This window comes from Aliisedimentitalea scapharcae (assembly GCF_045277565.1).
In the GTDB taxonomy this organism is placed as follows: Bacteria; Pseudomonadota; Alphaproteobacteria; order Rhodobacterales; family Rhodobacteraceae; genus Aliisedimentitalea; species Aliisedimentitalea scapharcae.
This window is the reverse complement of record NZ_CP123584.1, coordinates 2,391,782-2,415,795: the sequence shown is the minus strand read 5'-3', so window position 1 is coordinate 2,415,795 and position 24,014 is coordinate 2,391,782. Positions and strand designations below refer to the sequence as shown.

Below are 24,014 nucleotides of genomic sequence, written 5' to 3'. Positions count from 1 at the left end.
AAACCCGGCAACCATAAATAACAAAAGCCCCGCAAACCGTTGGTTTCGGGGCTTTTTCTGTTCTGTCAGGATTCAACGTTCAGGCGGAATGGAATAGGTCATGGTAGACCGGGCCACCATTTTATCCGAACCTTGGGAGAACATGTGCACGTCGCCCACCGCCAGGGTGCGGCCCAATTTCAGCAATCGGGCCTGCGCCACGACATCGGCCCCGGCCTCGGGTTTGCGCATGAAATCCAGCGAACAATTTGTGGTCACGGCCAAGGCCTTTTTCCCCAGCCGCGACAGCACCAGCGCATAGACGGAAACATCTGCCAACGCGAACATCGACGGGCCGGAAACAGTTCTCCCGGGGCGCAAGTGTCGTTCGGCCGTCAACAGGCGCATGGTCACGCCCTCGTCGCTCAGCACATCAATGGCAAAATCTTCTTTGACCTGTGGAAATACCTCGGCCAGATATTTGGTCAATTCGTCACGGTTCAGGGCCAGAGCCATGCTTTTCCTTTCTGTATTCTCCCCCTAGAGTTGCCCCAAGCCAAGGGAGAAGGGCAAGATGACAATTCTGGAACGTCACGACACAGGGGCAATCGCCCATCTGAAGATGAACGCACCCGAGCGCATGAATGCGCTGTCAGACGAAATGCTGGCTGCGTTGCAGGACCAGATCGACGCGCTACGCGATGATCCCACCATTCGCGCGGTCATCCTGTCGGGTGCGGGCAAGGCGTTCTGCGCAGGCCATGACATCAAACAGATGACAGCGGGGCGCCAAAACGAAGACGGCGGCCGCGCCTATTTTCAAAGCCTGTTCGCCCGCTGCACCAGCGTCATGATGGGGCTGCAATCCCTGCCCCAGCCCGTGATTGCCCAGGTTCACGGTATTGCCACTGCCGCCGGATGCCAGCTGGTTGCCTCCTGCGATCTGGCCATCGCCGCCGAGGGCACGCGATTCGGGGTCAACGGTGTCAATATTGGTCTGTTCTGTTCGACCCCGATGGTCGCGCTTAGTCGGAACATCCCACGCAAACCGGCGTTTGAACTGCTCACCACCGGTCATTTTGTCGAGGCGGACCGCGCCGTTGAATTGGGGCTGCTCAATCGCGCCGTTCCGGCCGATCAACTGGTCGATGAAACCCGTCACCTGGCAGAAACCATCGCTTCAAAACTGGGCGCAGCGGTCAAGATCGGGAAACAAGCTTTCTATGAACAATTGCAGATGCCGATGGATCAGGCCTATGCCTATACCAGTGACGTGATTGTCGAAAATCTGCTGTACCGGGATACGATCGAAGGCATGGCCGCGTTTGTCGACAAACGCAAACCAGACTGGGACCAAGGCTGATTCACATTTTAGCGGCCCTGTTGACACGGGGCCGCCGTCCAGTTTTTCTCATTATTATAAATAAATCAAATAATTACGGGGAGATATCATTTCTCTCAAATTGGGCGAAATCTGGACATTGGCGACCCGGGATGGATCGTTTCGCCAATTCAGCAGAATTGTTTCCAATTTCCGTCTTTTAAAAACGGCAACACTATGGCAAAGGTTGGACAGGGTCCGAAATGACCCGCAGTCATTTGGGTCGCCGAGTGGCGGAAGGTCCCTCCAAACCGGGTCTCTCTCCCCGGTTCGACATTCCCGCCCGGCGACCCCAAATACTCTTCATCTTCCTTCACATACAAAATGGCCTGCACCACGGGTCCGGTTCAATTCCGCACTCTTTCATGACCGCTCAGCAGTTGCGCAATCCCGCGCCCTGCCCTATGTCGCCCTTCATGACACAGATATTGCATATCGTTGGCGGCGGCATGGCCGGATCCGAAGCGGCCTGGCAGGCTGCTGAAATGGGCGTTCAGGTGGTAATCCATGAAATGCGCCCCAAGGTCGAAACCTTTGCCCATAAAACCGGCCATCTGGGCGAGATGGTTTGTTCCAATTCGTTCCGTTCCGATGATAGCGAACAGAATGCTGTCGGCCTGCTGCATTGGGAAATGCGGGCGGCCAATGGGTTGATCATGGCCACGGCTGATGCGCATCGTCTGCCCGCCGGTGGTGCCCTGGCCGTCGACCGCGACCCCTTTGCCGAAACCGTTACCGCCAAATTAACAGCCCACCCCAATGTGTCGGTCAGCTACGAAGAAATCACCACGCTGCCTACGGAGGGAAACTGGATCTTTGCCACCGGGCCGCTGACTTCTGGCACCTTGGGCCAGGCGATCCAGGCCGAAACCGGTGCCGAAGCGTTGGCCTTTTTCGACGCCATCGCCCCGATCATCTATGCCGAAAGCATCGACATGTCCCAGGCCTGGATGCAGTCGCGTTATGACAAGGGTGAAACTGAAGAAGAGCGCACCGCCTACCTCAACTGCCCGATGGACAAGGCGCAGTACGAAGCCTTTATCGACGCGCTGTTGGCCGCAGATAAAACCGAATTCCACGATGGTGAAACCGCCGGCTACTTTGACGGCTGCCTGCCGATCGAAGTCATGGCCGAACGCGGTCGCGAAACATTGCGATTTGGCCCGATGAAACCCGTGGGCCTGACCAATGCGCACCACCCCGACACCAAACCCTATGCGGTGGTGCAGCTACGTCGAGACAATGCGCTGGGTACGTTGTTTAATATCGTCGGGTTCCAGACAAAAATGAAATACGGCGCCCAGACCGACGTGCTGCGGATGATCCCCGGTTTGGAGAATGCCAGCTTTGCCCGATTGGGTGGCATCCACCGGAATACCTTTTTGAATTCGCCCACTTTGCTGGACGCTCAGATGCGGTTAAAGTCCAAGCCGCACATTCGGTTCGCCGGACAGATCACCGGAGTCGAAGGCTATGTCGAAAGCGCCGCCATGGGGTTGCTTGCGGGTCGTATGGCCGCCTGTGAAATCCTGGGCCGCGACTGTCCCGTCGTGCCACAGGACAGCGCCATGGGTGCCTTGGTCCATCACATCACGGGCGGTGCCGAGGCCAAGACCTTTCAACCCATGAACGTCAACTTTGGCCTGTTCCGCCCGGTTGATGGGCTCAAGGGTGGCCGCCGAGGACGCAAGGACCGCTACAAGGCCTATACCGACCGTGCAAAATCCGTGTGGACCGATTGGCTTGGCGAAATCGGCCCATAACGGGTCCTGGCTGTCACTTGCAACTGGACGAACGGCCAATGCTGCGCCTATCCTGATTGCATGAGCAACTCATTTCTGGACAAGACCTACGATCTCGACACCCCCGAGGAAACCCGTAGCCATTACGACAAATGGGCAGAGTCCTATGATCGGGAAATCGCAGAAAACGGCTATGCGACGCCCGGCCGTGTGGCTGATGCCCTATGGCAGTTTCTGCCCGAACCGGACACTGAGGTTCTGGATTATGGATGCGGCACCGGTCTATGCGGGCAGGAATTGAAACGTGTCGGGTTTCACACGGTCGATGGTATGGATCTTTCAGCAGACATGATCGACAGCGCCCGTGCCAAGGGGATTTATCGCAGGCTTGAACAGATCAGCCTGGACGATCCCCGACCCATTGCTCAAGATCGCTATCGGGCCGTCGCTGGTGCCGGCCTGCTGGGGGTTGGCGGTGCTCCGCCAGACGTTTTTGACCTGATCTTGCATGCCTTGCCCCGCCAGGGCCTGTTTGCATTCTCCTTGAACGATCACGCCTTGGCCGACCCTGCCTATACCAGCAAGATCAGCGAATGGGTCGATTGCGCCGCGGCCCATCTGCTGTTCAGGGAATACGGCCCGCACCTGCCTGGCATTGATCTGAAATCTGACGTGTATGTGATTAAAAAAGCGTGACTCTCACCACCCGATTTGCGCCCTCTCCAACCGGGCCCCTCCATTTGGGGCACGCGTTTTCCGCCTTGCTGGCTTGGGATATGGCCGAACGGGCCGGTGGCCAATTCCTGTTGCGAATCGAGGACATCGACCAATCCCGGGCCCGTACACATTGGGAAGAACAGATCTATGACGATCTGCGCTGGTTGGGCCTGTCGTGGCCTGAGCCGGTGATGCGCCAATCAGACCGTCAATCGGCTTATGACACAGCCTTGGATCACCTGTGGAACCTGGGCCTGCTGTATCCCTGTACATGCAACAGGAAAGACATTGCCGCCGCCGCATCCGCACCACAGGAAGGCGCACCCCTGTTGGGGCCGGACGGCATTGTCTACCCTGGCACCTGTCGACCATTGTCTGATCTGGACATGTCCAAACGTTCAGAACGACCGCGTGGCATTCCTCTCAGGTTGAACATGGCGGCAGCCACGAAACAGGCCGCGGCCTCGCTTTCCGGGGGCGTGGCCTGCCACTTTGTCGAAGACGGTCACGGCCTGTGCCAGGAAACCGGACATATCACGCGCACCACAGATCAGATGGTACAGACCATCGGCGATGTGGTGCTGTCGCGCAGGGACATGGGCACATCCTATCACCTCTCGGTGGTTGTGGACGACGCAGACCAAAACATAACCCATGTGGTACGGGGGGCCGATCTGTTTGATGCCACACCCATTCATGTCCTTCTTCAGTTGCTGCTAGGGCTGCCAACTCCGGTGTATCACCACCACGATCTGATCCGAGATGACGCCGGCAAACGGCTGGCCAAACGAGACGACGCCCGGGCCATTGCAAAATACCGGCAGGACGGCCTCTCCCCTGCCGATATACGCAAGATCGTCGGTCTCTGACCTGCCCCTGCTTCTTTCTGGTCAAAAATACCTGCGCCGCAGGCTTGGCTCGGCACGAGCCAATTCGACGACCGGATCAAAGCATCGGCTGCATCAACTCCACGTCCTCACCGTCACGTACAGAAGTATAAAAACAGCTGCGGCGATTGGTGTGACAGGCAGGTCCGTTTTGGCGTACGATGGCCAGCAAACAATCACGATCACAATCGACCCGCAGATCGATCAGCGTTTGTGTGTGGCCCGATGTTTCCCCCTTGATCCAAAAGGCTTGACGCGATCGGGACCAATAGGTCACTTGGCCGGTTTCCAGGGTTCTGGTCACTGCGTCCTGATTCATCCAGGCCATCATCAACACCTCACCGGTGCCTTCGGCCTGGGCAATACAGGGGATCAAACCTGCGTCATTATAAACAAGAGTGGCGGGATCGAAACGCATCGCATAAAAACCTTTTGCATCGGGGAACCGAGACCCTATTTATGAGGGACCAGTAGTCAGGGAAAGCCTCAATGTCCGGCGAAAGCGATCTGATCAAACTATATTCCGCCCGAATTCTCGAACTTGCGGCGGATATCCCCCATCTCGACCGTCTGAGCGACCCCGATGCGTCGGTCAAAAAACGGTCTCCACTGTGTGGATCAACGGTCACAGTTGATCTGAAGGTCGAAGACGGTCAGGTCGTCGCCTTTGGTCAGGACGTCAAGGCCTGTGCCTTGGGTCAGGCCGCTGCTGCCGTGGTCGGATCTGCGGTGATTGGTCGAACCCAAGCCGAAATTGAAACGGCCCGCTCCCAGCTCAAGGCCATGCTGCGCTCGGATGGTCCGATCCCCGATGCACCTTTTGACGGGCTTGAGGTGTTGATTCCGGCCCGTGAATTCAAAAACCGGCACGCATCCATCCTTTTGGCGCTGGACGCGACAGCCGAAGCCTTTGCGCAGGCACAGCAAGAAAACTGCGCCTGACCCAGGCAAATCCGGGTTTCTGAAAAGGCCGGACGCAGGAGAGCCATTTGGTGCGCTCCCGCCCACCGGACCTCCATCAAAGATGGAGCGCCGGCCGTTGGGCGTGGCCGCGCGCAGGGCGCTGCCCCGCGCGCGGTTTGTTGCATATAGATGACATCGGTGTCTCCCCGGTTTGGAACCTCCGAGTCATCTGCCCAGCCAATCGACGTGCCGTCTCGCCACGCAGGTATTTGTCACGTTCGACTTTCTTGTATACCCCACAAAAAAAACCGCCGCACATTCCGGGCAGGAATGGCGGCGGCAGGCATTGCGGTTCTCATGTGGGATCCAAAACACATCCGGTTGGACCATGAGGCGGGTCCGGGAAGGGATCGGTTTGGCAGGTCACCCCTCAATCATCATTGGGACAGGATGCGGATGTGTTGGCACGAGAGCGCAGGCAGAAACAGGTAAATCAAAAGCTCAGTTCAAGCCGGGTAGATGCAAGGCCCCCCACAACATGACACAGAGCGAAGCCGCACCAATCGCATCCTGAAGCAATGTTGCCTGGGAACGGGTGATAACAGTCTTGATCTGGGTCAGCATGACGAAACCTCCTTGGGGCGATCCGTGCCAGGTGGCGCGGGATGCCGTTAAGCGTTTGTTGACCTTTTGTTCTCACTTTCAGGGGCTCAAGTAAAGAACTTTTTGAGAACATTTGTGAACTTTTCAGGGGAAAATTGCTAACCAACTGAAATCAAACGAATGGCTTGATCCTGTTTCATCAACCACAGAAGCACCCGCGCTGCCTGTCCTCGTGGGGATTGCAAAGCCGGATCTGTTGCCAGCAGGGCCCGTGCATCGCTTTGGGCCACGGCCATCAATCCAGCCTGTCGTTCGAGATCTGCCACCTGGAAACGGGGCAGCCCGGATTGCGCCGTTCCGATCATATCGCCTGCCCCGCGCATTTCCAGATCGGTTTCGGCAATGCGAAACCCATCTTCGGTTTCGCGCAACAGTTCCAACCGCCGTCGCCCGCCTTCGGTCAACGGTGCCTGATACATCAGCAAACAGGTCGACGCGGCCTCGCCGCGCCCCACACGTCCCCGCAACTGATGTAGCTGTGCCAACCCAAAGGTTTCGGCCCGTTCAATCACCATGATCGTCGCATTGGGCACGTTCACCCCAACTTCGATCACCGTGGTCGCGACCAGAACCTGGGTCTGGCCATTCTGAAAGGCCACCATTGCCGCGTCCTTGTCCGCCACGGGCATCTGACCATGCACCAGACCAACAACCCCGTCACCCAGAACCGCCCGCAAATGCTTGAACCGCTCTTCGGCAGCTGTCAGGTCGCTGACCTCGGATTCATCCACCAACGGGCATACCCAATAACATTGACGCCCCTGAGACACGGCTTCGCGCAGATGGGACACAACTTCGTCCATACGTTCGGTTGCGATCACCGCCGTTCGAATGGGTTTGCGCCCTGGCGGCTTTTGATCCAGCACCGATACATCCATGTCGCCGTATTGCGCCAGCGACAAAGATCGTGGGATCGGTGTCGCCGTCATCACCAGGACATCCGCTGCCACACCTTTTTTCGCCAGTTCCAGCCGTTGCTGCACTCCAAAACGGTGTTGTTCGTCAATCACCGCCAATCGTAAATCGGCAAAAGAAACATCGGCCTGAAACACCGCGTGGGTCCCGACCAGGATCTGGATGGCACCGCGTTTCAACGCGTCCAGCTTGGCCCGGCGTTCGCTGCCTTTGTCACGCCCGGTCAACAGCTCAACCACCACGCCTGCATCTTCGGCAAGCGGCTTCAGCCCCTCCATATGCTGCTGGGCCAGAATACCCGTGGGCGCCATCAACACTCCTTGTCCGCCAGCTTCGACAGCGGTCAGCAACGCCATAAAGGCCACCAGGGTTTTCCCTGCCCCGACATCACCTTGCAACAATCGGTTCATGCGATGATCATCTGCCATATCGGCAGCGATCTCGTCCATCGACCGCAATTGAGCCCCGGTCGGCTTGTATGGCAAGGCTGCGAGCACCCGCGCCCGCAGCCGCCCGTCCCCTGAACTGCTGATCCCTTGTGCCTTGCGTTCACGCTGGCGTGCCAATGCAAGGGTCAACTGATGCGCCATCAATTCGTCATAGGCAAGACGCGCCCGCGCCGGAGCGTGTGGGGCCAGATCGTCAGCCCCCTGGGGCTCATGTGCCGCGAAAACTGCCTCCTGCCAGGTCGGCCAGTTTTCGAATTTGACCTGCGACGGGTCAATCCACTCGACCAGCTCAGGACTCCGCGTCAGGGTTCGCGCCACCGCCTTGGCCATGGTTTTTTGTGTGACACCCTGTGTCAGGTGATACACCGGTTCGAAGTCCGGGATCGTATCCGCCTCGTCTACAGGAACCATATGATCGGGATGCACCATCTGCAACATTCCGTCAAACATCTCGAGCTTGCCAGACACAACCCGGCGGCTACCTGTCGGAATCTGTGCTTCGAGATAACGGCTGCGTCCGTGGAAAAACACCAGCTGAAATTCGGTCTGTGCATCTTCGACATGCACACGATAGGCACCGCCACGATTGCGGGCCGGTCGGTGCGCACCGATTGTCACTTCGACAGTCAACGTGCCTGGAACCTCGGCCCCTTGAACCGTATCGCGTCGTCGTCTGTCGATCACTGAATACGGCAGCGAAAACAACACATCACGCGGTGTTTTCAGGTCCAACTGTTCCAATAGACGTGCGGTCTTGGGCCCAACACCGTCAAGCGTTTCCAACCCCGCAAACAGCGGGAAAAGGGATTCAGGACGTCCGCTCATAATCCCTCGATCAACGCCAACCAACCGTCTTCATCCACGGTTTCAACCCCCAATTCCGCCGCCTTTTTGGCCTTGGATCCTGCGCCGGGACCTGCAACCAGCAAATCGGTTTTCTTGGACACCGAGCCAGAGACCTTGGCACCCAGTGCCTCGGCACGGGATTTGGCTTCGGCCCGGCTCATCTTTTCCAAGGTTCCGGTGAACACGACGATCTTTCCAACAACCGGGCTGTCGGCGATTTTGGGGCGTTCCGCCTTTTGCACTTCCAACTGAGCAATCAGAGCGTCAATCGAGGCCCGTTCCGCATCCTGCTCAAAGGCCGCCACAAGCGCCCGAGCCATGACCTCGCCCACTCCGTCTATGGATAACAGCCCGTCCCACTCTGGACCTTCGTGGTCAGACGCCTTGCTGATTGCGGCTTCAAAATCCTCCCAGGTGCCATAGTGATTGGCGATCAAATTCGATGCCGCTTCGCCAACGTGCCGGATGCCGAGTGCAAACAACAATCGTCCAAACCCAATTTTTCGTTTCTCTTCAATCGCCTGCCACAGGTTGTTCACACTTTGCGCGCCCCAACCCTTGCGATTGGCCAGTTTGGTAAAATTGTTCGCGTCCCGGTCTTGCAGGGTAAAGATGTCAACCGGGCTGCGAATGGGCAACTGTTCATCTTCATAGAACATCTCAATCTGCTTGGCACCCAGCCCTTCGATATCAAAGGCCTTGCGCGCGACAAAATGTTTCAGCTTCTCAACAGCTTGGGCCGGGCAAATAATGCCTCCAACACAGCGCCGTGCCGCATCTCCATCTTCGCGCACCGCGTCGCTGCCACATTCGGGACAGGTATCAGGGAACACGAACGCCAATGCCCCCTCTGGCCGTTTCGACAGATCCACATCGGCCACTTTCGGAATCACATCCCCGGCGCGATAGACCTGTACCCAATCACCAACCCGAATATCCTTGCCGCCACGGATCTCTTCGCCTTTGGAATCGCGACCCTGAATGTAATCTTCGTTGTGCAGCGTGGCGTTGGAGACCACAACGCCACCGACGGTAACCGGGGTCAGACGGGCGACCGGGCTGAGCGTGCCGGTCCGCCCAACCTGAATGTCGATCCCTTCGAGCCGGGTCCAGGCCAGTTCGGCCGGAAATTTATGCGCGATCGCCCAACGGGGCGTGGTCGAGCGAAACCCCAGCCGCCCCTGCAAGGACAGGTCGTCAACCTTGTAAACCACCCCGTCAATGTCATAGCCCAAACCGGCACGCTGCGCTTCGATGTCCCGGTAATGTGCCAACAGCGTTTCAGGCGTTTCACACTTCTTGGTCAATGGGTTGGTTTCAAACCCCAGATCGGCCAGCCGTTTGATCGCAGCCATTTGCGTGGATGCCAGTGGTTCGGACAAGGCGCCCCAACTGTAAGCAAAGAATCGCAATGGCCGCGTTTCGGTGACCCGAGCATCCAATTGTCGCAACGACCCCGCAGCCGCATTGCGCGGGTTGGCAAAAACCTTGTCGCCATTGTTTGTTTGGCGCGCGTTCAGATCGGCAAAATCCGCATGGGACATATAGACCTCGCCCCGCACCTCCAACAGATCTGGTGCGCCCTGGATCGTCTGAGGAAGTCCTTGGATCATTCGGGCATTTGCGGTGACATTCTCGCCGGTTTCGCCATCTCCGCGTGTTGCCGCCTGAATCAGATGGCCCTTTTCGTACCGCAATGACAACGAAAGCCCATCAATTTTGGGCTCGGCTGTATAGGCCAATGGTGCATCCGCCGACAGACCCAGGTATTTGCGGATGGACGCGTCAAACGCCTGAACGTCGCCATCCTCAAACGCGTTGCCCAGAGACAGCATTCGGACGTCATGCGTGACCTTGCCGAAACCATCATCGACCGGTGCGCCAACCGTATCTTTTTGGGTCGCGCTGGCGGCCAAAACCGGGAATGCCTCGATCAGGGCCAGATACCGGCGTTTGGCGGCATCATACTCGGCGTCGGAGATCGATGGAGAATCGCTGCTGTGGTATTCTCTGTTGGCGGCCCAGAGCAAAGTCTGAAGCTCCAGAAATTCTTCGCGCGCAGTTTCTGGCGACAAGTTTTCGACCGGATGTTCCACGTTTTCCCCCGCTGTCACGCGCCTGCAAGATCACGTCCAGATCGGCGCCGAACGTCATAGATGCCCTCATACACGTTACGCGGCAAGAGCCAACAGCGCGACCACAGATTTTCGGATTTCTCGATCCTATGGGAAACTTGCAGGTCGGGTTCTGTGCGTTTACCCGCCGACAAAAAAACCGCCCAGCCCGAAGACATGCTGAGCGGTTTGGAAAAAGGAAAAATGGATTCCTGCCTCAAATTTTGCGAGCAGATCCCATCCCCCGCGTTTTCTTAGGGGCGGTCAGGCCCCAACGGCCATCCGGGCCCCTGGCATTTCCCCGTTCTGGGTTTCACGCAGGACATACCCACGTCCCCAAACGGTTTCGATATAGTTTTCACCGCCTGTTGCATTGCTCAGCTTTTTGCGAAGCTTGCAGATAAACACGTCGATGATCTTCAATTCGGGTTCATCCATGCCGCCATAGAGATGGTTCAGGAACATCTCCTTGGTCAGGGTTGTTCCCTTTCGCAGGCTCAGCAATTCCAGCATCTGGTATTCCTTGCCTGTCAGATGCACGGCCTGCCCCTCTGCTTCGACCGTCTTGGCGTCCAGGTTCACCGAAATCTTGCCTGTACGTATGATGGATTGGGAATGCCCCTTGGACCGACGGATGATCGCGTGGATTCGCGCGACCAGCTCTTCGCGGTGAAAGGGTTTGGTCAGGTAATCGTCCGCCCCAAATCCGAATCCCTTGATTTTATTTTCCGTGTCATCGGCCCCTGACAAAATCAGGATCGGTGTATCAATCCGTGCCAGACGCAATTGGCGCAGCACCTCGTGTCCGTTCATGTCCGGCAGATTGAGATCCAAAAGGATCAGATCGTAGTCGTACAGTTTTGCCAGATCGATCCCTTCTTCTCCCAAGTCCGTCGAATAGACGTTGAGATTGGCGTGCGTCAGCATCAGTTCGATACTTTTTGACGTCGTCGGATCGTCCTCGACCAAAAGAATGCGCATAATTTGTCTCCGCGTAAGTCCCCAGCTCATGGTTGTGTTAACCGTGACCAAAAATAGTTAACTCCACGTTACTGCGAGAACATTTATGTCAAAACAACTTAAGGTTGTCTATACTTTTTCAACGCGGTTGTCTTCAGTGCATCTTCGCCGTGATCCGCGACGGCGCAAACCCAGCTGCGAAATTCCTCATCGCTCAGCCCATAGGTGCGTATCGCTTCGTTTTGTCCGATCAACCCATACAGGACCCCCCGCACCACTGCGGCCTTGCGCGACGCCACCCAACGGCGGGTCGAAACAGGCGGAAGATCTGCACGTGTCATGACCGATCCATCAGGCAGGGTAACCGCCCGTGGCCCATCAACCTTTTTCAAAAACATGACCGTTCCTTTGTCCTTTCCGGGACAAGGTGGCCAAACAAGCTTAATGGAGTGTGAAACGACCCCTTGAGAGTCGCTAGGATTTTCATATATTCTGAACGGCCTTCCCAGGATCCAAGGAGACGCCGATATGGCGCTGGACAGTGAAACACCGCTGAACTCACTCGGCTTTGCCAAACCCCCGTCTGAAACGCGGGTCGTTGTTGCCATGTCAGGTGGTGTCGACAGCTCGGTCGTGGCCGCCCATCTGGCGGATCAGGGCTATGACGTGGTGGGCGTGACGCTACAGCTGTATGACCATGGCGCTGCCCTGGCCAAAAAAGGGGCCTGTTGCGCCGGGATCGACATCCACGATGCCCGCCGTGTCGCCGAAGAACGCGGGTTCCCACATTACGTTCTGGATTATGAAAACATCTTTAAAGATGCAGTGATCGATGAATTCGCAGACAGCTATCTGGCGGGCGCAACGCCGGTGCCCTGCATTCGCTGCAACGAACGTGTCAAATTCAAGGACCTGTTGGAAACCGCGCGGGATCTGGAAGCCGACTGTATGGCCACCGGGCATTACATCCAACGCAAGATGGGGACCAATGGTGCAGAATTGCACAGCGCCGAAGACGCCAATCGCGATCAGTCCTATTTCCTGTTTTCAACCACGCCAGAGCAGTTGGATTATCTGCGCTTTCCGCTGGGTCATTTGCCATCCAAGGATGCAACCCGCGAGATGGCCGCGCAATACGGGTTGGCCGTGGCCGACAAACCCGATAGCCAGGACATCTGTTTCGTGCCCGACGGAAACTATGCCAGCGTCATCGAAAAACTGCGCCCCGGCGCGGTAGAGCCCGGTGAAATCGTGCATTCTGATGGTCGTGTGCTGGGCCAGCACAACGGGGTGATCCACTATACCATCGGTCAACGCCGCGGATTGGGGATCGGCGGGCTGAGCGAACCATTGTATGTGGTCAAGCTGGATGTGGACAGCAAACAGGTCGTTGTCGGCCCCAAAGAGCTGTTGGCGACACGGACCATCCCGGTCCGCGAGATCAACTGGTTGGGCGATGAGGCGTTTACCTCGCAGAAGGAATGGCATGTCTCGGTCAAGGTCCGTTCCACCCGTCCCCCACGCGAGGCGATCATCCGCCCGCTGTCAGATACCACGGCCGAAGTCGAACTTTTAACCCCCGAAGAAGGCGTGTCTCCGGGCCAGGCCTGTGTGTTTTACGAAAGCGACGGCAGCAGGATTTTTGGCGGCGGTTGGATCTGGCGTGGGTACTGACATAGCCTGTGGCTGACACCGCCGGCTGCGGTCAATCCTTGTTCGATTTCCCCGAGCGTTCCAGCCCAGCCAGAACCGCACGTGCAGCGCGAAGCCCCGGGGCTTCGCCGCCCTCCCCCAATCGCTGCATGGTCAGCTCCATGGCCTGCTGTTGGGCCTCCGGGTGTTCAAGCACACTGTCCAGGGCCCGCGTCAGGTTCTCGGCGGTACACTCCGGCCCAAGGCATTCGGGAACAACGCGTGTGTCACTGACCAGATTGACCAGGGTCACCGTATCAATCAGGGCCTTGCGTTTCATGATCTGCCAGGTCAGCCAGTTGAAATTGTATCCGATGACCATGGGCGTGCGGGCGGCAGCCAACTCCAAAGACACGGTCCCCGATGCCGCCATTGCCAGAGTCGCCCCCGCAAACGCCGCCCGTTTTCGGGTCAACGCCTGATCACGTGCCACATCTGCCGGGTCCAGAACAATCGTGTCAGCGGGCCAGCTTTGCATAGTTTGATGTAACAGGCTGGCCACCGGCCCGGCCGCAGGTACAACAATGCGAAACTGCGGGTGTCGCTGTTTGAAGGCGCTCAGCGCGGCTCCAAACACGGGCGTCAGTCGCCCGACTTCGCCGCGCCGTGATCCGGGCAAAGCCAGCACATAAGGCGCATCACCGACGCCGCTTTCGACGCGAAACCGCGCGACATCCTCGTCGGTTGCCTTGGGTTCGGCGACGACGGGATGTCCAACAAAATCACACGCCATCCCCGCCGCAGTCATATAGGGCGGTTCAAACGACAAAAGGGCCAAAACATGGTCGATTACCCGGGCCATTTTGGCAGCACGCTCTGGCCGCCAGGCCCAGACCGATGGCGCCACATAATGCACGGTCCGAATAGAGCTGCTGGCTTTGACCAGCTTGGCCACCCGTAACGAAAAATCCGGGCTGTCGATCGTAATCAGCACATCGGGTTTGCTGTCCAGAACCGCCTGCGCGGTCTGAGCGATCCGCCGTTTCAGTTGGGCGTATTTGGGCAGGACTTCGAAAATACCCATGACGCTGAGTTCGTCCATTGGAAACAGAGAACTCAGCCCCTGTTCTTGCATGGATGGGCCACCTACCCCTTGGAATTCAACATCTTCTACCAATTCCCGCAAACCTGCCATCAGGGCACCGCCCAAACGGTCTCCCGACAACTCTCCGGCAAGGAGAAAGACGCGCATAGGGTCAGCCTTTTCGCAGCCAGAGGAACATGTCAAACCGATCACAGGCGGTAATCACGGCCTCCTGGTCCAAAACGATGACCTGACCGGCCTGGACCACAATGCCGTTCAATCCCGCCCTGGCAGTCATCTCTACAGTTTCGGGCCCAATCGTGGGCAGATCCGCACGCAGATCCTGGCCCGCCTTTGGCGCCTTGTACAGTACCCCACCCGACGAGCCATCAGGGCGCTGTTCCAATGTCCCCAGCATCCAGTCGGTGCCAAAGACAGTTTCCATCGCCAAAACCTGACCACCCCGGACCGCGCAGGCCTGACCTGTATCCGCAGCCGCCATGGCGGCCACGATTTCCTCTGCGCGGATCACATCGGCCCGATCCGCATCTGTGGGCTGGCGGCTGGTCGGCACTCCGGCGGTCATCAAAAGATCCGGGGCAATATCATGGGCCGCGCGCACCGCGAACCCCTGCCCTTCGAGCAAGCCCATGATGGCGCGCAAAGCATTGTCATCTCCGCTGGTTAGCGCCTTTTGAAGAATCGGGATCAGCGGCAACGTCGCAGCATCCAACGCCGATGGGTCCAGCGCGGGACGGCGTACGGCACCGGCCAGACAGACATCGGTAACACCGCGGGCCTGGAGCTCGGCCAAAAAGCTGCCCAGATTTTCGATCCGAAATGTCAGCTGCGCGGGCACCTGATCGGGTTCGGACCCCTGCATGGCGCAGACCAGTGGGGGATGAGACAGCCGCGCCACGAGTTCGCGAGGCAACGCACCGGTTCCGGCGATCAATGCCAGCATCCGTTCAGCCCCCCGGTGTCAGGAAAGAACGGTCGCTGTTCCCGGTCACGAAATCGACGATCTCCTGAACATAGTCGCTATCGGTTTCACCACCCAGGCGTCGGGCGCGCTCCTGAAACGTGCCTTCGCCCTGTGCCAACATCTGAAAGGCCGCCCGCAGCGCTGTTATGTCAGACCGCGCGACACCACGGCGTTTCAGGCCAACCAGGTTCAATCCATCCAGTTCGCCCCGCGGCGCCTGAACCAAACCAAAGGGAATGACGTCATTTGTCACCATGGTCACGGCACCGACAATCGCCCCCCGACCGATGCGGACAAATTGATGAATACCGGACAACCCACCGATGATCACATTGTCTTCGAGCACACAATGTCCGGCGATCGCCGCCGAATTGACCACGATGACATTATTGCCCACATGGGCATCATGGGCGATGTGACACCCCGCCATGAACAGGCCATCATCGCCGATCTTGGTCAGGCCGCCGCCACCTTCCGTTCCGGGGTTCATGGTCACATGTTCCCGGATGCGGTTGCGCTTGCCAATCACCAGGCGGCATTTCTCGCCCTTGAATTTCAGGTCCTGCGGGATTTCCCCGATGACGGCAAAGGAGAAGACCACCGTGTCATCCCCAATCTCTGTGTCGCCAGTGATGACCACATGGCTTTTGAGCACCACACGGTCGCCCAGCCGGACATCCGAGCCAACCACACAGAACGGTCCGATTTCGACATCGGCCCCCAATTGCGCGCCTTCTTCGATCACGGCGCTGGGGTGAATACCACTCATTCTCAGGCGCCCTGTGTGTCGATCATGGCGGTGAATTCGGCTTCGGCTGCCACTTCCCCTTCGACCACGGCTTTGCCCGCAAATTTAAAGATCTTGCCACCCGGTTTGCCACGCACGGTCGTGACATGCATTTCCAGCACATCACCGGGCACCACCTTGCGGCGGAATTTGCATTTATCGATGTTCATGAAATAGATCAGCAGATCGGTATCAACCATATCCATGCCGATCCCCAGCATGACACCAGCGGTCTGGGCCATTGCCTCGACAATGGTCACACCCGGCATGATCGGCGTTCCGGGGAAGTGACCCTGGAAATGCGGCTCGTTCATGGTGACATTCTTGATGCCCCGAGCCGAGCTGTAGCCATCAATGTCCATGACCTTGTCCACCAACAGAAAAGGATAGCGATGCGGCAGGATCCGCTGGATCATCTGGATGTCTGCGCTCTTCAGCTCTTGGGTCATGTTGCGTGTCCTGTCTTTTCTTCGAGTTGTCCGTGTGACTAGCAATCCACAGCGCTTTGGGCAAGCAGACCTATTGATCCGGATCTTGTTCTGTTATGGCCCCATCTCCCAGCACCAGATCAATCCGCGCAATCGCGAGATCAGTCACATCCGTCGCATTGGCGCTGAGAAACACGCTGGCCCTTTCCAGAATCACGCTCGCCTTGGCGTCGCGCATCATCGTCTCCAGAACCGGAGCCGCCGCGTTCAGAAATTCGATCCGGGCATTGTCCGACTGTTGGGCCAACGCGCGTGCCTTGGCATCCTGTTCGCGTCGGATCTGGCGGACCTTTTCGTCAAAGGCATTCGCAAGAACGCGGAACGCATCCGCGTCCATACCCGGCCTGCGATCGGTCAGTTCCTGTTCTTCGGTCGTCAATTGCGCCTCGATCTGACGGTTTTCAGCCGCCAACACCGCGCTCTCGGCCTCGATCAAACGGGCAACCCGTCGTCCGAACTTGCTTTCTGCAAACAACCGTTCGGATGCAATCGTCAAAATGACGCTTTGTGGAATTCCCAATTGCTGAGCCCGCGCTTCCACGGTCTCAAAAGCAAGAAATGCCAGCGATACAAAGATCGCCAGCATTCCGTTTTGTGTTCGTTTCAACAGGTCTGGCACAATCAGAACTTGGCCTGGAGCGTGAGGTCGAAGGATTGTTCCTTGTCAAAGGTTTCCTTTTTGAGCGCGTTGCTGAAGTTGAAGCGCAGCGGACCAAATGCCGTGTCCCACAGAACCGAGAACCCGATAACATGGCGGAACGAACTGTTCGCACCGACCACGGTCGCACCGGCAGTGTTCACGTTCTTCAGATCCCACAAATTGCCGATGTCATAGAACACACCGCCCCGGACACCCAATTCTTCGGGAAGACCCAGCGGGAATTCCGCTTCGAGCTTGGCAATGGCATAGAGGTTGCCACCCAATGCATCATCAACAGTCGTTGCGCCCACGACAGACTGGTCACGTGGGCCAATACCACCGGGCTCAAAGCCGCGGAACACGTCCGGCCCCAGCAGAAAACGGTCGATTGTGCGGCTATTGCCGCCACCGCGCCAATTGAACATGCCGCCTTCGATCGTGGCCCGCAGGGTCACTTCCTCGTTCAGGACAAGGGTCTGAGCAATCGCCTTGGCGCTGGTCTTGACATATTTGTTGTCGCCACCCAACCCGGCATAATCTGCCCCAGCTTCGAACAGGAAACCGGCATTCGGGTTCAGACCAGTCAAACGGCTGTCATAGGTATAGGTGAACCCAAGACCGCTGGACGTCAAAGCCCCCAGGCCGATTTCGCTGGTTTGAACCGGGCCCAATGCAACCGCTGTACCGCGGCTCAACATTTCGTCGTCGCTCCAGAAATACTTCAGACGCAATCTTGAATTCTCACCGGTCTGAAATGTCAGGCCCGGCTGAAAGAACAGGGTTTCGCTGTCATAATTGGCAAAACTGGAATCAACGGTCGCCAAACCCAGGTCCAGATCAAATCGAAGCTGACGTCCCAGCAGGTTCGGTTCAGAAAAGCCCAGAACATATTGTTCTGCGTCCTGTGCCGTCGAAACCTGGAACGACAGTCTTTGACCGCGACCGAGGAAGTTGTTTTCCGTCAGGCCAACCGCCACACCGATCCCGTTGGCAACCGAATAGCTACCACCCAGGCTGAGCGATCCGGTCGGCTGTTCGGCAACATCGACGTCGACCACAACCTGATCCGTTGACGAACCTTCGCGCACATCCACCCCGGCGGTTTCAAAGAACCCCAAAGCCCGAATGCGTTCAGCACTTTGACGGATTTCGCGCGGGTTGAAGGGGTCGCCTTCGGCAATCCGGAACTGGTTGCGGATCACCCGGTCCAATGTGGTTGTATTGCCTTCGATATCGATGCGTTCGACAAAGATGCGCGGCCCACGTGTCAGTGCAAATTCAACATCCAGGGTCAGATCCCGATCATTGCGGCTGATCCGGGGTTCAACCCGCAAAAAGTCGATACCTTTGCGAATGGCCAGACGTTCCATGCGCGCGATCGAGTTTTCGATCAGAGCCGGTGAATAGATGACGCCCGGTTTGATCTTGAGTGCCTCTTGGAATTCATCGGCGTCTGCCTCGGACATTTCGCTGACAGTGCTGATTTGACCGAACGAGAACTGCTGACCTTCGGTCACATCCAGAACCAGGAAAAACGCATCCCGTTCGCGCGCCAGTTCAGCGTTGGCGCTGTTGACGCGGAAATCGACATAGCCACGCGACAGATAGAAATCGCGCATGACCTGCTTGTCGAATTCAATGCGGTCTTCGATCAGGGTATCGGACCGGATAAAGGCGCGCAGAATACCGGCCTGTTTGGTTTCCAGAACCCGACGCAGACGACGGTCCGAATAGACACGGTTGCCAACAAAGCTGACCCGTTCGACTTCGATTGTATCGCCTTCGCCAATTTCAAAGATCAGATCAACGCGGTTATCGCTGCGACGAATGATCCGGGGCGTCACACGGGCAGACAAACGGCCCTGCTGGGAATATGCCTCGGCAATGATGGCGGCATCGTCTTCGGCCTGCCCCGGGTTGAACACGCGGCGCGGCGCCGATGCGATCAGCCCTTCCAACGCTTCGTCCTTGATTCGCCGGTTGCCTTCGAAATTGACGCGGTTGATCGTCGGGAATTCAGCAACTGAAATCACCAGCGTGCTGCCACGCGGGTCCAGTTCGACTGTCTCAAAAACACCACTGTCAAGGATACGTTGGTAGGCATCATTCAGCTCGCCTGCTGAAATCGTCTGGCCCCGTTCGATTCCCGTATAAGCAATGATAGTGGACGTTTCGATCCGCTGATTGCCTTCGACTTTGACCGAGTTGAAGCGGTAATTCTGCGCCTGTGCCGGGCTGGCAAGCGCGATAAGCACCGACATGCAAACAAGAAATAGTGCCGGTATGAAATGATACAACATATAGCAGCGCTGGTTGCGCATAGCGCAGGATATTCCTACGTTTTTCCCCAAACCCATCTTTTCAAACCCAGAATTATGGCAGCATTAGCATGTGACTAACGGGTCTGAAGACGGTTGTCAAAACCAAGAAAAAGGCGCGCAACCTGTTGGCTGCGCACCGCTTGTCTTGTCAGGCCTGTCAGTCGGGAATCAGAGACCGCCCAGCCAGGCTCCGGTCGCCAGGGCAACCACAATGGCCCCCAGGAAAAGGATCCGGTCCCAATTCAGCTCCATAACCAGACTCAAGCCGCGATATGACTGCTGTAGAGTGCTCATTTTCTGTCCCTTCTGTCCTTTCCCATGTCCCCGCCACCGGCAGAGACAGCCCGTCAGTTCTGACAAAAATACCGGGCGAATGTGGCAGGACTGGGGCAGGACTGGGGCAGTGGCGCGATCACTCCGCGCCACCCCTCCAATTCAGAAAGATCAGCAGAACAGATCGTTGCTCAGCGCAAACACCATCAGCGACAGGATCAGACCAAAGCCGATGGTCATGAGAACCCGCAACGCCGCATCGCTGGGCGGCTTGCCGGTGACGGCTTCATAGGCATAAAACACCAGATGTCCGCCATCCAGCGCCGGAATTGGAAACAGGTTCAACAGCCCCACTGCCGTAGACAAGACGGCAATGAACCAGATAAAGCTCTGTGTTCCCTGGCTTGCCACTTCGCCCGATGTCTGGGCGATCCCCAGAGGACCAGACATATTGCAGGTGCTGATCGCGCCTGTCACCATATGCCACAGACCTGACAACGACCCCTGCACGATGGCAAATGTTTGGGAGACCCCGCCGGTCAATGCCTGCCACGGGCCGGCGGTTTCGGTAGCCGGGTCAAAGGCCATGCCACCGACAATGCCGATCCTCCAATGCGTCACAAACCCGCCATCGGGCTGTGGTTCATCCGTGCGGCGTGGGGCCAGGGCAAACTCCAGCGTCTGGCCATTGCGCCAGACGTCCAGCAACAATGCCCGCCCGTCCGAACCTTCGACAATTTCCTTGAGCTGATCAAAGGCAAAGATCGGGTTGCCGTCCACGGCCGTAATGACATCGCCTGCCTGCAGCTCGATATCCATCGCCGCGCTGCGCGGCGCAACCAGCGTGATATGAGCCGGGAACAGGTACGGACCGCGCACGGTCATTGCCTGGCCCTGTCGCAGCACGTCGTAATCCAATGTGGCCTGTTGTGGAATGGCAGCGGCAAAGGCGCTCCAGGCGTCGGCATCGTCGAATTTGGGGGTCGCAGTTCCGGCTATGGCAACAATTTCGTCACCCTCCCGCAACTCCTGCACGCTGCCGGGCAATGGTTTCAGTTCTCCAACGGTCAGCGGATCGCTGGCGACACCGCGCAACATGAAGATCACCGCAAACACCGCAATCGACAGGGCAAAGTTGAACACCGGTCCGGCCGCCACGGTGGCCGTACGGGCCCACAAAGGCGCGCCATGCATGGTCTTGCGCAGAAATGCCGGATCCTGTGACGCTTCGGCCATGGTGTCCTCATCCTTGCCCGAGGCCGCATTGGCATCGCCCAGAAATTTGACATAACCGCCAAACGGCAGCAAGGCCACCTGCCAGCGGGTGCCGCGTTTGTCGATCCGGCTGTATAAAACCGGACCAAACCCCAACGAAAACACTTCGGGATGAATACCGGACCAGCGCCCGACAATATAATGACCATACTCATGCACGGCCACGATGACAGACAAGGCCACCACAAAGGCGATCAACGTCTGAATGACATTCCCGAATTGCGGAATGAGTGAAACAATATCCAAAAGACTACCCTGCCCGTTCGTTCATGACCTTGTCGGCATACTCTCTTGCCAAGTGGTCTGTTTGTGTCACGTTATCAAGGGTCATTGGGGCATCAATAAGACCCGCCAATGGACCTTTCTGGGCCTGAAACCGGGTGAGAACCTCTTCGACGATCTCGGCCATGTCGAGAAACCCCACCCGACCCGCGATAAAGCCATCCAACGCACGTTCCTTGGCCGCGTTGAACACCGCCCCAGCCAAACCACCCTGGGCCATGACATCACGCGCCAGCCGCAGCGCGGGATAGCGCGCGTCTTCGGGGGCACGGAAATTCAGTTGCGACACCTGGGCCAGATCCAGACGCGCCACCGGCAGATCGCGTCGATCCGGCCAATGCAGCGCATAGCCGATGGCGTGACGCATGTCCGGTGCCCCAAGATGCGCCATCAACGCGCCATCGCGGAAACCGACCAGCGCGTGGATCATCGATTCAGGGTGTATGATGACTTCGATCTGTTCGGGAAATATCCCGAAATACTCACGCGTTTCAATGACTTCCAACGCCTTGTTAAACATTGATGCGCTGTCGATCGTGATCCGCTGTCCCATGTCCCAATTCGGATGGGCCGACGCCTGTTTCAGGGTCGCATTGCGCAAGGCGTCCAATGGCCAATCGCGAAACGCACCACCGGATGCGGTGATGATGATACGTTCAACCGCGTCCATGTCTTCGCCAACCAACGCCTGAAACACTGCTGAATGTTCGCTGTCCACAGGCAACAGGCGGGCGTTGTTCTGGCGCGCCGTCTCCAGCACCAGCGCTCCGGCACAGACCAAAGATTCCTTGTTGGCCAGCGCCAGCGTCGCCCCCTGTTTCAGGGCCTCCAGCCCCGGTGCCAGACCGGCGGCCCCCACAATGGCCGACATGACCCAATCTGCGGGACGGGCACCGGCTTCGGTCAGGGCCGCCTGCCCTGCGGCGACTTCGATACCGGTGTCGGCAAGAGCCGCACGCAGGTCATCCAGCCGGTCTTCAAAGGCTGTCACGGCCAGATCTGCCCGCACCGCAACCGCGTCCTGCGCCAGTTGCGCAATGTTGTGCCCGCCAGTCACTGCCACTACGTCATATCCGGCCGGATCGCGGCGGATCAGATCAAGCGTGTTTTGACCGATGGAGCCTGTCGCGCCAAAAATGGAAACCCGCCGCATGTCTTATACTCCGGGCGAATAAAACAGGCTCAGCACCAGAACCAGCGCCATTGCCCCCATCATGCCATCGAACCGATCCAAAAAACCGCCATGCCCAGGAATCAGGTTCGAACTGTCCTTGGTTCCCGTACGTCGTTTCAAAGCGCTTTCCAGAACGTCTCCGGCCTGGCTGGCCATCGACGCCAGCACCGACACCACACACAGGCCCAGCCCGGCCCCCATCTGGGTAGCGAACAGCGCGCCGACGATCAACGCGCCAACCCAACCGGCAGCCGTGCCCGACCAGGTTTTCTTTGGGCTGATTGCAGGCCAGAATTTTGGGCCGCCAATGGCCTTGCCTGCAAAATAGCCCGCAACATCGGTGACAACGACAATGCAAATCAGCCAAGCCACCCATGTCAGACCCAAGGATCCGCGCAACCAGACAAAACCGATCCCCGCCAAAGCGATCCACAAGGCAAAACCTGCAAAAGCCCATTTGCGGGATTTGAGGATGGACATCCCCACCGGGATCACCGCTAGGGCGATTGGCAACAGAGCCACGGGCGGCATCAGCCAGGCCACAAACTGTGTCACCGCCGTCAAGGCTCCCAGCTGTAACGCCGCGCTGCCTTGAGCGGGGGTCAGCATGCGGACCAGTTCCCAGATCATCGCCCCACAGCTCGCCGCGATCAGCAGTTTGAACCACATGCCCCCTGCCAGGATGCCAGCGCCCCCCACGACGACCATGACCACCGCCGACGCAATACGCGGTGCAAGGTCAGACCAGCGCCCTTCGCTCATTTCTGAACCCCACCAAATCGACGGTCGCGGCGACCATAACTATTGCAGAGGGATTTCAATTCTTCTGCGGTAAAATCGGGCCACAAGGTATCGATAAACTCATACTCGGCATAGGCCGATTGCCACAAAAGAAAGTTCGAAATCCGAGCTTCGCCGCTGGTACGGATCACCAGATCAGGGTCGGGCAAGACATGGGTGTCCAGATATTTCGGCAACGTTTCCTGGTCGACATCTTCCGGTCGCAGTTTCCCGTCGGCCACGTCCTGGGCCAGACGCCGTGTCGCGCGCGCCACCTCGTCACGACCGCCATAATTCAGAGCAATGGTCAACTGGGTCCCGTCATTGCCGGAGGTCGCTTTTTCAAGCTGGTCCATCAATTGGATCAGTTTTTTGTCCAGACGTACCCGGTCTCCGATGAAGCGCACCCGCACATTGCGTGCCGACAGCGCTTGCATCTCCTTGGAAATATACCGGCGAAACAGGCTCATCAACCCGGCGACTTCGGTTTGCGTCCGTTTCCAATTCTCGGTCGAAAAGGCAAAGATCGTCAGATATTTGACCTTCAGATCCGGGCAGGCCTCGACCACTTCGCGCACACGTCGGGCACCGGCATGATGCCCGAACAGGCGCGGTCTGCCGCGGGCCTGAGCCCAGCGGCCGTTTCCGTCCATGATGATTGCGACATGGCGTGGCCCTGAACCGCCCATATTGGCAGTGTCGCTGCCATCGGTTGCGTCACTGGGGATTGCTGCGGT

24 protein-coding genes are annotated in these 24,014 nt (G+C 57.8%); 6 read left to right on the top strand and 18 right to left on the bottom strand.

The window, feature by feature from the left end; translation table 11 throughout:
- Positions 1 to 72 precede the first annotated feature (72 nt).
- Positions 73 to 495 carry a PaaI family thioesterase gene (locus QEZ52_RS11415; RefSeq protein WP_406644478.1) on the bottom strand — a complete coding sequence of 141 codons (423 nt, stop codon included), beginning with the start codon at positions 493 to 495 and terminating at the stop codon, positions 73 to 75.
- 58 nt (positions 496 to 553) lie between these two features.
- On the opposite strand from QEZ52_RS11415, the gene QEZ52_RS11410 reads away from it, so the two are divergent.
- The 4 genes from QEZ52_RS11410 to gluQRS all read left to right on the top strand — a co-directional run bounded on the left by QEZ52_RS11410 (position 554) and on the right by gluQRS (position 4,688).
- Positions 554 to 1,342, top strand: coding sequence for an enoyl-CoA hydratase (locus QEZ52_RS11410; RefSeq protein ID WP_406644477.1), 789 nt, complete (start codon positions 554 to 556; stop codon positions 1,340 to 1,342).
- Positions 1,343 to 1,776: 434 nt separating this feature from the next.
- Positions 1,777 to 3,123: a methylenetetrahydrofolate--tRNA-(uracil(54)-C(5))-methyltransferase (FADH(2)-oxidizing) TrmFO gene (trmFO, locus tag QEZ52_RS11405; protein WP_406644476.1), complete on the top strand. Its 1,347-nt coding sequence runs from the start codon at positions 1,777 to 1,779 to the stop codon at positions 3,121 to 3,123.
- 60 nt (positions 3,124 to 3,183) lie between these two features.
- The gene (locus tag QEZ52_RS11400) at positions 3,184 to 3,798 is read left to right on the top strand and encodes a class I SAM-dependent DNA methyltransferase (protein ID WP_406644475.1); all 615 of its coding nucleotides are present in this window, start codon (positions 3,184 to 3,186) and stop codon (positions 3,796 to 3,798) included.
- Positions 3,795 to 4,688 (top strand): tRNA glutamyl-Q(34) synthetase GluQRS, encoded by an 894-nt coding sequence (gluQRS, locus tag QEZ52_RS11395; RefSeq protein WP_406644474.1) that lies wholly within the window; start codon positions 3,795 to 3,797, stop codon positions 4,686 to 4,688. Before QEZ52_RS11400 ends, gluQRS begins: the two co-directional genes overlap by 4 nt.
- Before the next feature lie 76 nt (positions 4,689 to 4,764).
- On the opposite strand, the gene hisI is transcribed toward gluQRS, so the two are convergent.
- Positions 4,765 to 5,124, bottom strand: a complete 360-nt coding sequence (gene hisI / locus QEZ52_RS11390) for a phosphoribosyl-AMP cyclohydrolase (RefSeq protein WP_406644473.1) — start codon at positions 5,122 to 5,124, stop codon at positions 4,765 to 4,767.
- A 71-nt stretch (positions 5,125 to 5,195) separates the two neighbouring features.
- Here hisI and QEZ52_RS11385 point away from each other — a divergent pair, with 71 nt between their 5' ends.
- A complete protein-coding gene (locus tag QEZ52_RS11385; RefSeq protein ID WP_406644472.1) occupies positions 5,196 to 5,648 on the top strand; it encodes an iron-sulfur cluster assembly scaffold protein in 453 nt (150 codons plus the stop codon).
- A gap of 462 nt (positions 5,649 to 6,110) precedes the next feature.
- On the opposite strand, the gene QEZ52_RS11380 is transcribed toward QEZ52_RS11385, so the two are convergent.
- The 5 genes from QEZ52_RS11380 to QEZ52_RS11360 form a co-directional block, all read right to left on the bottom strand.
- A complete protein-coding gene (locus QEZ52_RS11380; RefSeq protein WP_406644471.1) occupies positions 6,111 to 6,233 on the bottom strand; it encodes a hypothetical protein in 123 nt (40 codons plus the stop codon).
- A 137-nt stretch (positions 6,234 to 6,370) separates the two neighbouring features.
- Positions 6,371 to 8,461: an ATP-dependent DNA helicase RecG gene (gene recG / locus QEZ52_RS11375; RefSeq protein WP_406644470.1), complete on the bottom strand. Its 2,091-nt coding sequence runs from the start codon at positions 8,459 to 8,461 to the stop codon at positions 6,371 to 6,373.
- Positions 8,458 to 10,578, bottom strand: a complete 2,121-nt coding sequence (ligA, locus tag QEZ52_RS11370; RefSeq protein WP_406644469.1) for an NAD-dependent DNA ligase LigA — start codon at positions 10,576 to 10,578, stop codon at positions 8,458 to 8,460. Before ligA ends, recG begins: the two co-directional genes overlap by 4 nt.
- Before the next feature lie 282 nt (positions 10,579 to 10,860).
- Positions 10,861 to 11,577: a response regulator transcription factor gene (gene ctrA, locus QEZ52_RS11365; RefSeq protein ID WP_406644468.1), complete on the bottom strand. Its 717-nt coding sequence runs from the start codon at positions 11,575 to 11,577 to the stop codon at positions 10,861 to 10,863.
- A 98-nt stretch (positions 11,578 to 11,675) separates the two neighbouring features.
- On the bottom strand, positions 11,676 to 11,954 hold the full coding sequence (locus QEZ52_RS11360) for a DUF1153 domain-containing protein (RefSeq protein WP_406644467.1): 279 nt from the start codon (positions 11,952 to 11,954) through the stop codon (positions 11,676 to 11,678).
- A gap of 130 nt (positions 11,955 to 12,084) precedes the next feature.
- On the opposite strand from QEZ52_RS11360, the gene mnmA reads away from it, so the two are divergent.
- Positions 12,085 to 13,230, top strand: a complete 1,146-nt coding sequence (mnmA, locus tag QEZ52_RS11355; protein WP_406644466.1) for a tRNA 2-thiouridine(34) synthase MnmA — start codon at positions 12,085 to 12,087, stop codon at positions 13,228 to 13,230.
- Positions 13,231 to 13,261: 31 nt separating this feature from the next.
- On the opposite strand, the gene lpxB is transcribed toward mnmA, so the two are convergent.
- From lpxB to QEZ52_RS11300, 11 genes are all read right to left on the bottom strand, one after another.
- Positions 13,262 to 14,440 carry a lipid-A-disaccharide synthase gene (gene lpxB / locus QEZ52_RS11350; protein WP_406644465.1) on the bottom strand — a complete coding sequence of 393 codons (1,179 nt, stop codon included), beginning with the start codon at positions 14,438 to 14,440 and terminating at the stop codon, positions 13,262 to 13,264.
- A 4-nt stretch (positions 14,441 to 14,444) separates the two neighbouring features.
- Complete coding sequence (locus QEZ52_RS11345) at positions 14,445 to 15,236, bottom strand: LpxI family protein (RefSeq protein WP_406644464.1); 792 nt, start codon at positions 15,234 to 15,236, stop codon at positions 14,445 to 14,447.
- Between the two features lie 4 nt (positions 15,237 to 15,240).
- A complete protein-coding gene (gene lpxA / locus QEZ52_RS11340; protein ID WP_406644463.1) occupies positions 15,241 to 16,026 on the bottom strand; it encodes an acyl-ACP--UDP-N-acetylglucosamine O-acyltransferase in 786 nt (261 codons plus the stop codon).
- 2 nt (positions 16,027 to 16,028) lie between these two features.
- Complete coding sequence (gene fabZ, locus QEZ52_RS11335) at positions 16,029 to 16,493, bottom strand: 3-hydroxyacyl-ACP dehydratase FabZ (protein WP_406644462.1); 465 nt, start codon at positions 16,491 to 16,493, stop codon at positions 16,029 to 16,031.
- A 70-nt stretch (positions 16,494 to 16,563) separates the two neighbouring features.
- Positions 16,564 to 17,139: an OmpH family outer membrane protein gene (locus QEZ52_RS11330; RefSeq protein WP_406644461.1), complete on the bottom strand. Its 576-nt coding sequence runs from the start codon at positions 17,137 to 17,139 to the stop codon at positions 16,564 to 16,566.
- 14 nt (positions 17,140 to 17,153) lie between these two features.
- Complete coding sequence (gene bamA, locus QEZ52_RS11325) at positions 17,154 to 19,493, bottom strand: outer membrane protein assembly factor BamA (RefSeq protein ID WP_406644460.1); 2,340 nt, start codon at positions 19,491 to 19,493, stop codon at positions 17,154 to 17,156.
- A 168-nt stretch (positions 19,494 to 19,661) separates the two neighbouring features.
- On the bottom strand, positions 19,662 to 19,787 hold the full coding sequence (locus QEZ52_RS11320) for a hypothetical protein (protein WP_406644459.1): 126 nt from the start codon (positions 19,785 to 19,787) through the stop codon (positions 19,662 to 19,664).
- Positions 19,788 to 19,937: 150 nt separating this feature from the next.
- Positions 19,938 to 21,287: an RIP metalloprotease RseP gene (rseP, locus tag QEZ52_RS11315; protein WP_406644458.1), complete on the bottom strand. Its 1,350-nt coding sequence runs from the start codon at positions 21,285 to 21,287 to the stop codon at positions 19,938 to 19,940.
- A 4-nt stretch (positions 21,288 to 21,291) separates the two neighbouring features.
- Complete coding sequence (dxr, locus tag QEZ52_RS11310) at positions 21,292 to 22,476, bottom strand: 1-deoxy-D-xylulose-5-phosphate reductoisomerase (protein ID WP_406644457.1); 1,185 nt, start codon at positions 22,474 to 22,476, stop codon at positions 21,292 to 21,294.
- A gap of 3 nt (positions 22,477 to 22,479) precedes the next feature.
- Positions 22,480 to 23,259 carry a phosphatidate cytidylyltransferase gene (locus tag QEZ52_RS11305; RefSeq protein ID WP_406644456.1) on the bottom strand — a complete coding sequence of 260 codons (780 nt, stop codon included), beginning with the start codon at positions 23,257 to 23,259 and terminating at the stop codon, positions 22,480 to 22,482.
- On the bottom strand, positions 23,256 to 23,966 hold the full coding sequence (locus tag QEZ52_RS11300) for an isoprenyl transferase (RefSeq protein ID WP_406650438.1): 711 nt from the start codon (positions 23,964 to 23,966) through the stop codon (positions 23,256 to 23,258). Before QEZ52_RS11300 ends, QEZ52_RS11305 begins: the two co-directional genes overlap by 4 nt.
- Between the last annotated feature and the right edge of the window lie 48 nt (positions 23,967 to 24,014).

Bases quoted from the DNA above. Each gene is read 5' to 3' on its own strand.
- QEZ52_RS11415 (WP_406644478.1), bottom strand. From the start codon at position 495: ATGGCTCTGGCCCTGAACCGTGACGAATTGACCAAATATCTGGCCGAG.
- QEZ52_RS11410 (WP_406644477.1), top strand. From the start codon at position 554: ATGACAATTCTGGAACGTCACGACACAGGGGCAATCGCCCATCTGAAG.
- trmFO (WP_406644476.1), top strand. From the start codon at position 1,777: ATGACACAGATATTGCATATCGTTGGCGGCGGCATGGCCGGATCCGAA.
- QEZ52_RS11400 (WP_406644475.1), top strand. From the start codon at position 3,184: ATGAGCAACTCATTTCTGGACAAGACCTACGATCTCGACACCCCCGAG.
- hisI (WP_406644473.1), bottom strand. From the start codon at position 5,124: ATGCGTTTCGATCCCGCCACTCTTGTTTATAATGACGCAGGTTTGATC.
- QEZ52_RS11385 (WP_406644472.1), top strand. From the start codon at position 5,196: ATGTCCGGCGAAAGCGATCTGATCAAACTATATTCCGCCCGAATTCTC.
- QEZ52_RS11380 (WP_406644471.1), bottom strand. From the start codon at position 6,233: ATGCTGACCCAGATCAAGACTGTTATCACCCGTTCCCAGGCAACATTG.
- recG (WP_406644470.1), bottom strand. From the start codon at position 8,461: ATGAGCGGACGTCCTGAATCCCTTTTCCCGCTGTTTGCGGGGTTGGAA.
- ctrA (WP_406644468.1), bottom strand. From the start codon at position 11,577: ATGCGCATTCTTTTGGTCGAGGACGATCCGACGACGTCAAAAAGTATC.
- QEZ52_RS11360 (WP_406644467.1), bottom strand. From the start codon at position 11,954: ATGTTTTTGAAAAAGGTTGATGGGCCACGGGCGGTTACCCTGCCTGAT.
- mnmA (WP_406644466.1), top strand. From the start codon at position 12,085: ATGGCGCTGGACAGTGAAACACCGCTGAACTCACTCGGCTTTGCCAAA.
- lpxB (WP_406644465.1), bottom strand. From the start codon at position 14,440: ATGCGCGTCTTTCTCCTTGCCGGAGAGTTGTCGGGAGACCGTTTGGGC.
- QEZ52_RS11345 (WP_406644464.1), bottom strand. From the start codon at position 15,236: ATGCTGGCATTGATCGCCGGAACCGGTGCGTTGCCTCGCGAACTCGTG.
- lpxA (WP_406644463.1), bottom strand. From the start codon at position 16,026: ATGAGTGGTATTCACCCCAGCGCCGTGATCGAAGAAGGCGCGCAATTG.
- fabZ (WP_406644462.1), bottom strand. From the start codon at position 16,493: ATGACCCAAGAGCTGAAGAGCGCAGACATCCAGATGATCCAGCGGATC.
- bamA (WP_406644460.1), bottom strand. From the start codon at position 19,493: ATGCGCAACCAGCGCTGCTATATGTTGTATCATTTCATACCGGCACTA.
- QEZ52_RS11320 (WP_406644459.1), bottom strand. From the start codon at position 19,787: ATGAGCACTCTACAGCAGTCATATCGCGGCTTGAGTCTGGTTATGGAG.
- dxr (WP_406644457.1), bottom strand. From the start codon at position 22,476: ATGCGGCGGGTTTCCATTTTTGGCGCGACAGGCTCCATCGGTCAAAAC.
- QEZ52_RS11305 (WP_406644456.1), bottom strand. From the start codon at position 23,259: ATGAGCGAAGGGCGCTGGTCTGACCTTGCACCGCGTATTGCGTCGGCG.
- QEZ52_RS11300 (WP_406650438.1), bottom strand. From the start codon at position 23,966: ATGGGCGGTTCAGGGCCACGCCATGTCGCAATCATCATGGACGGAAAC.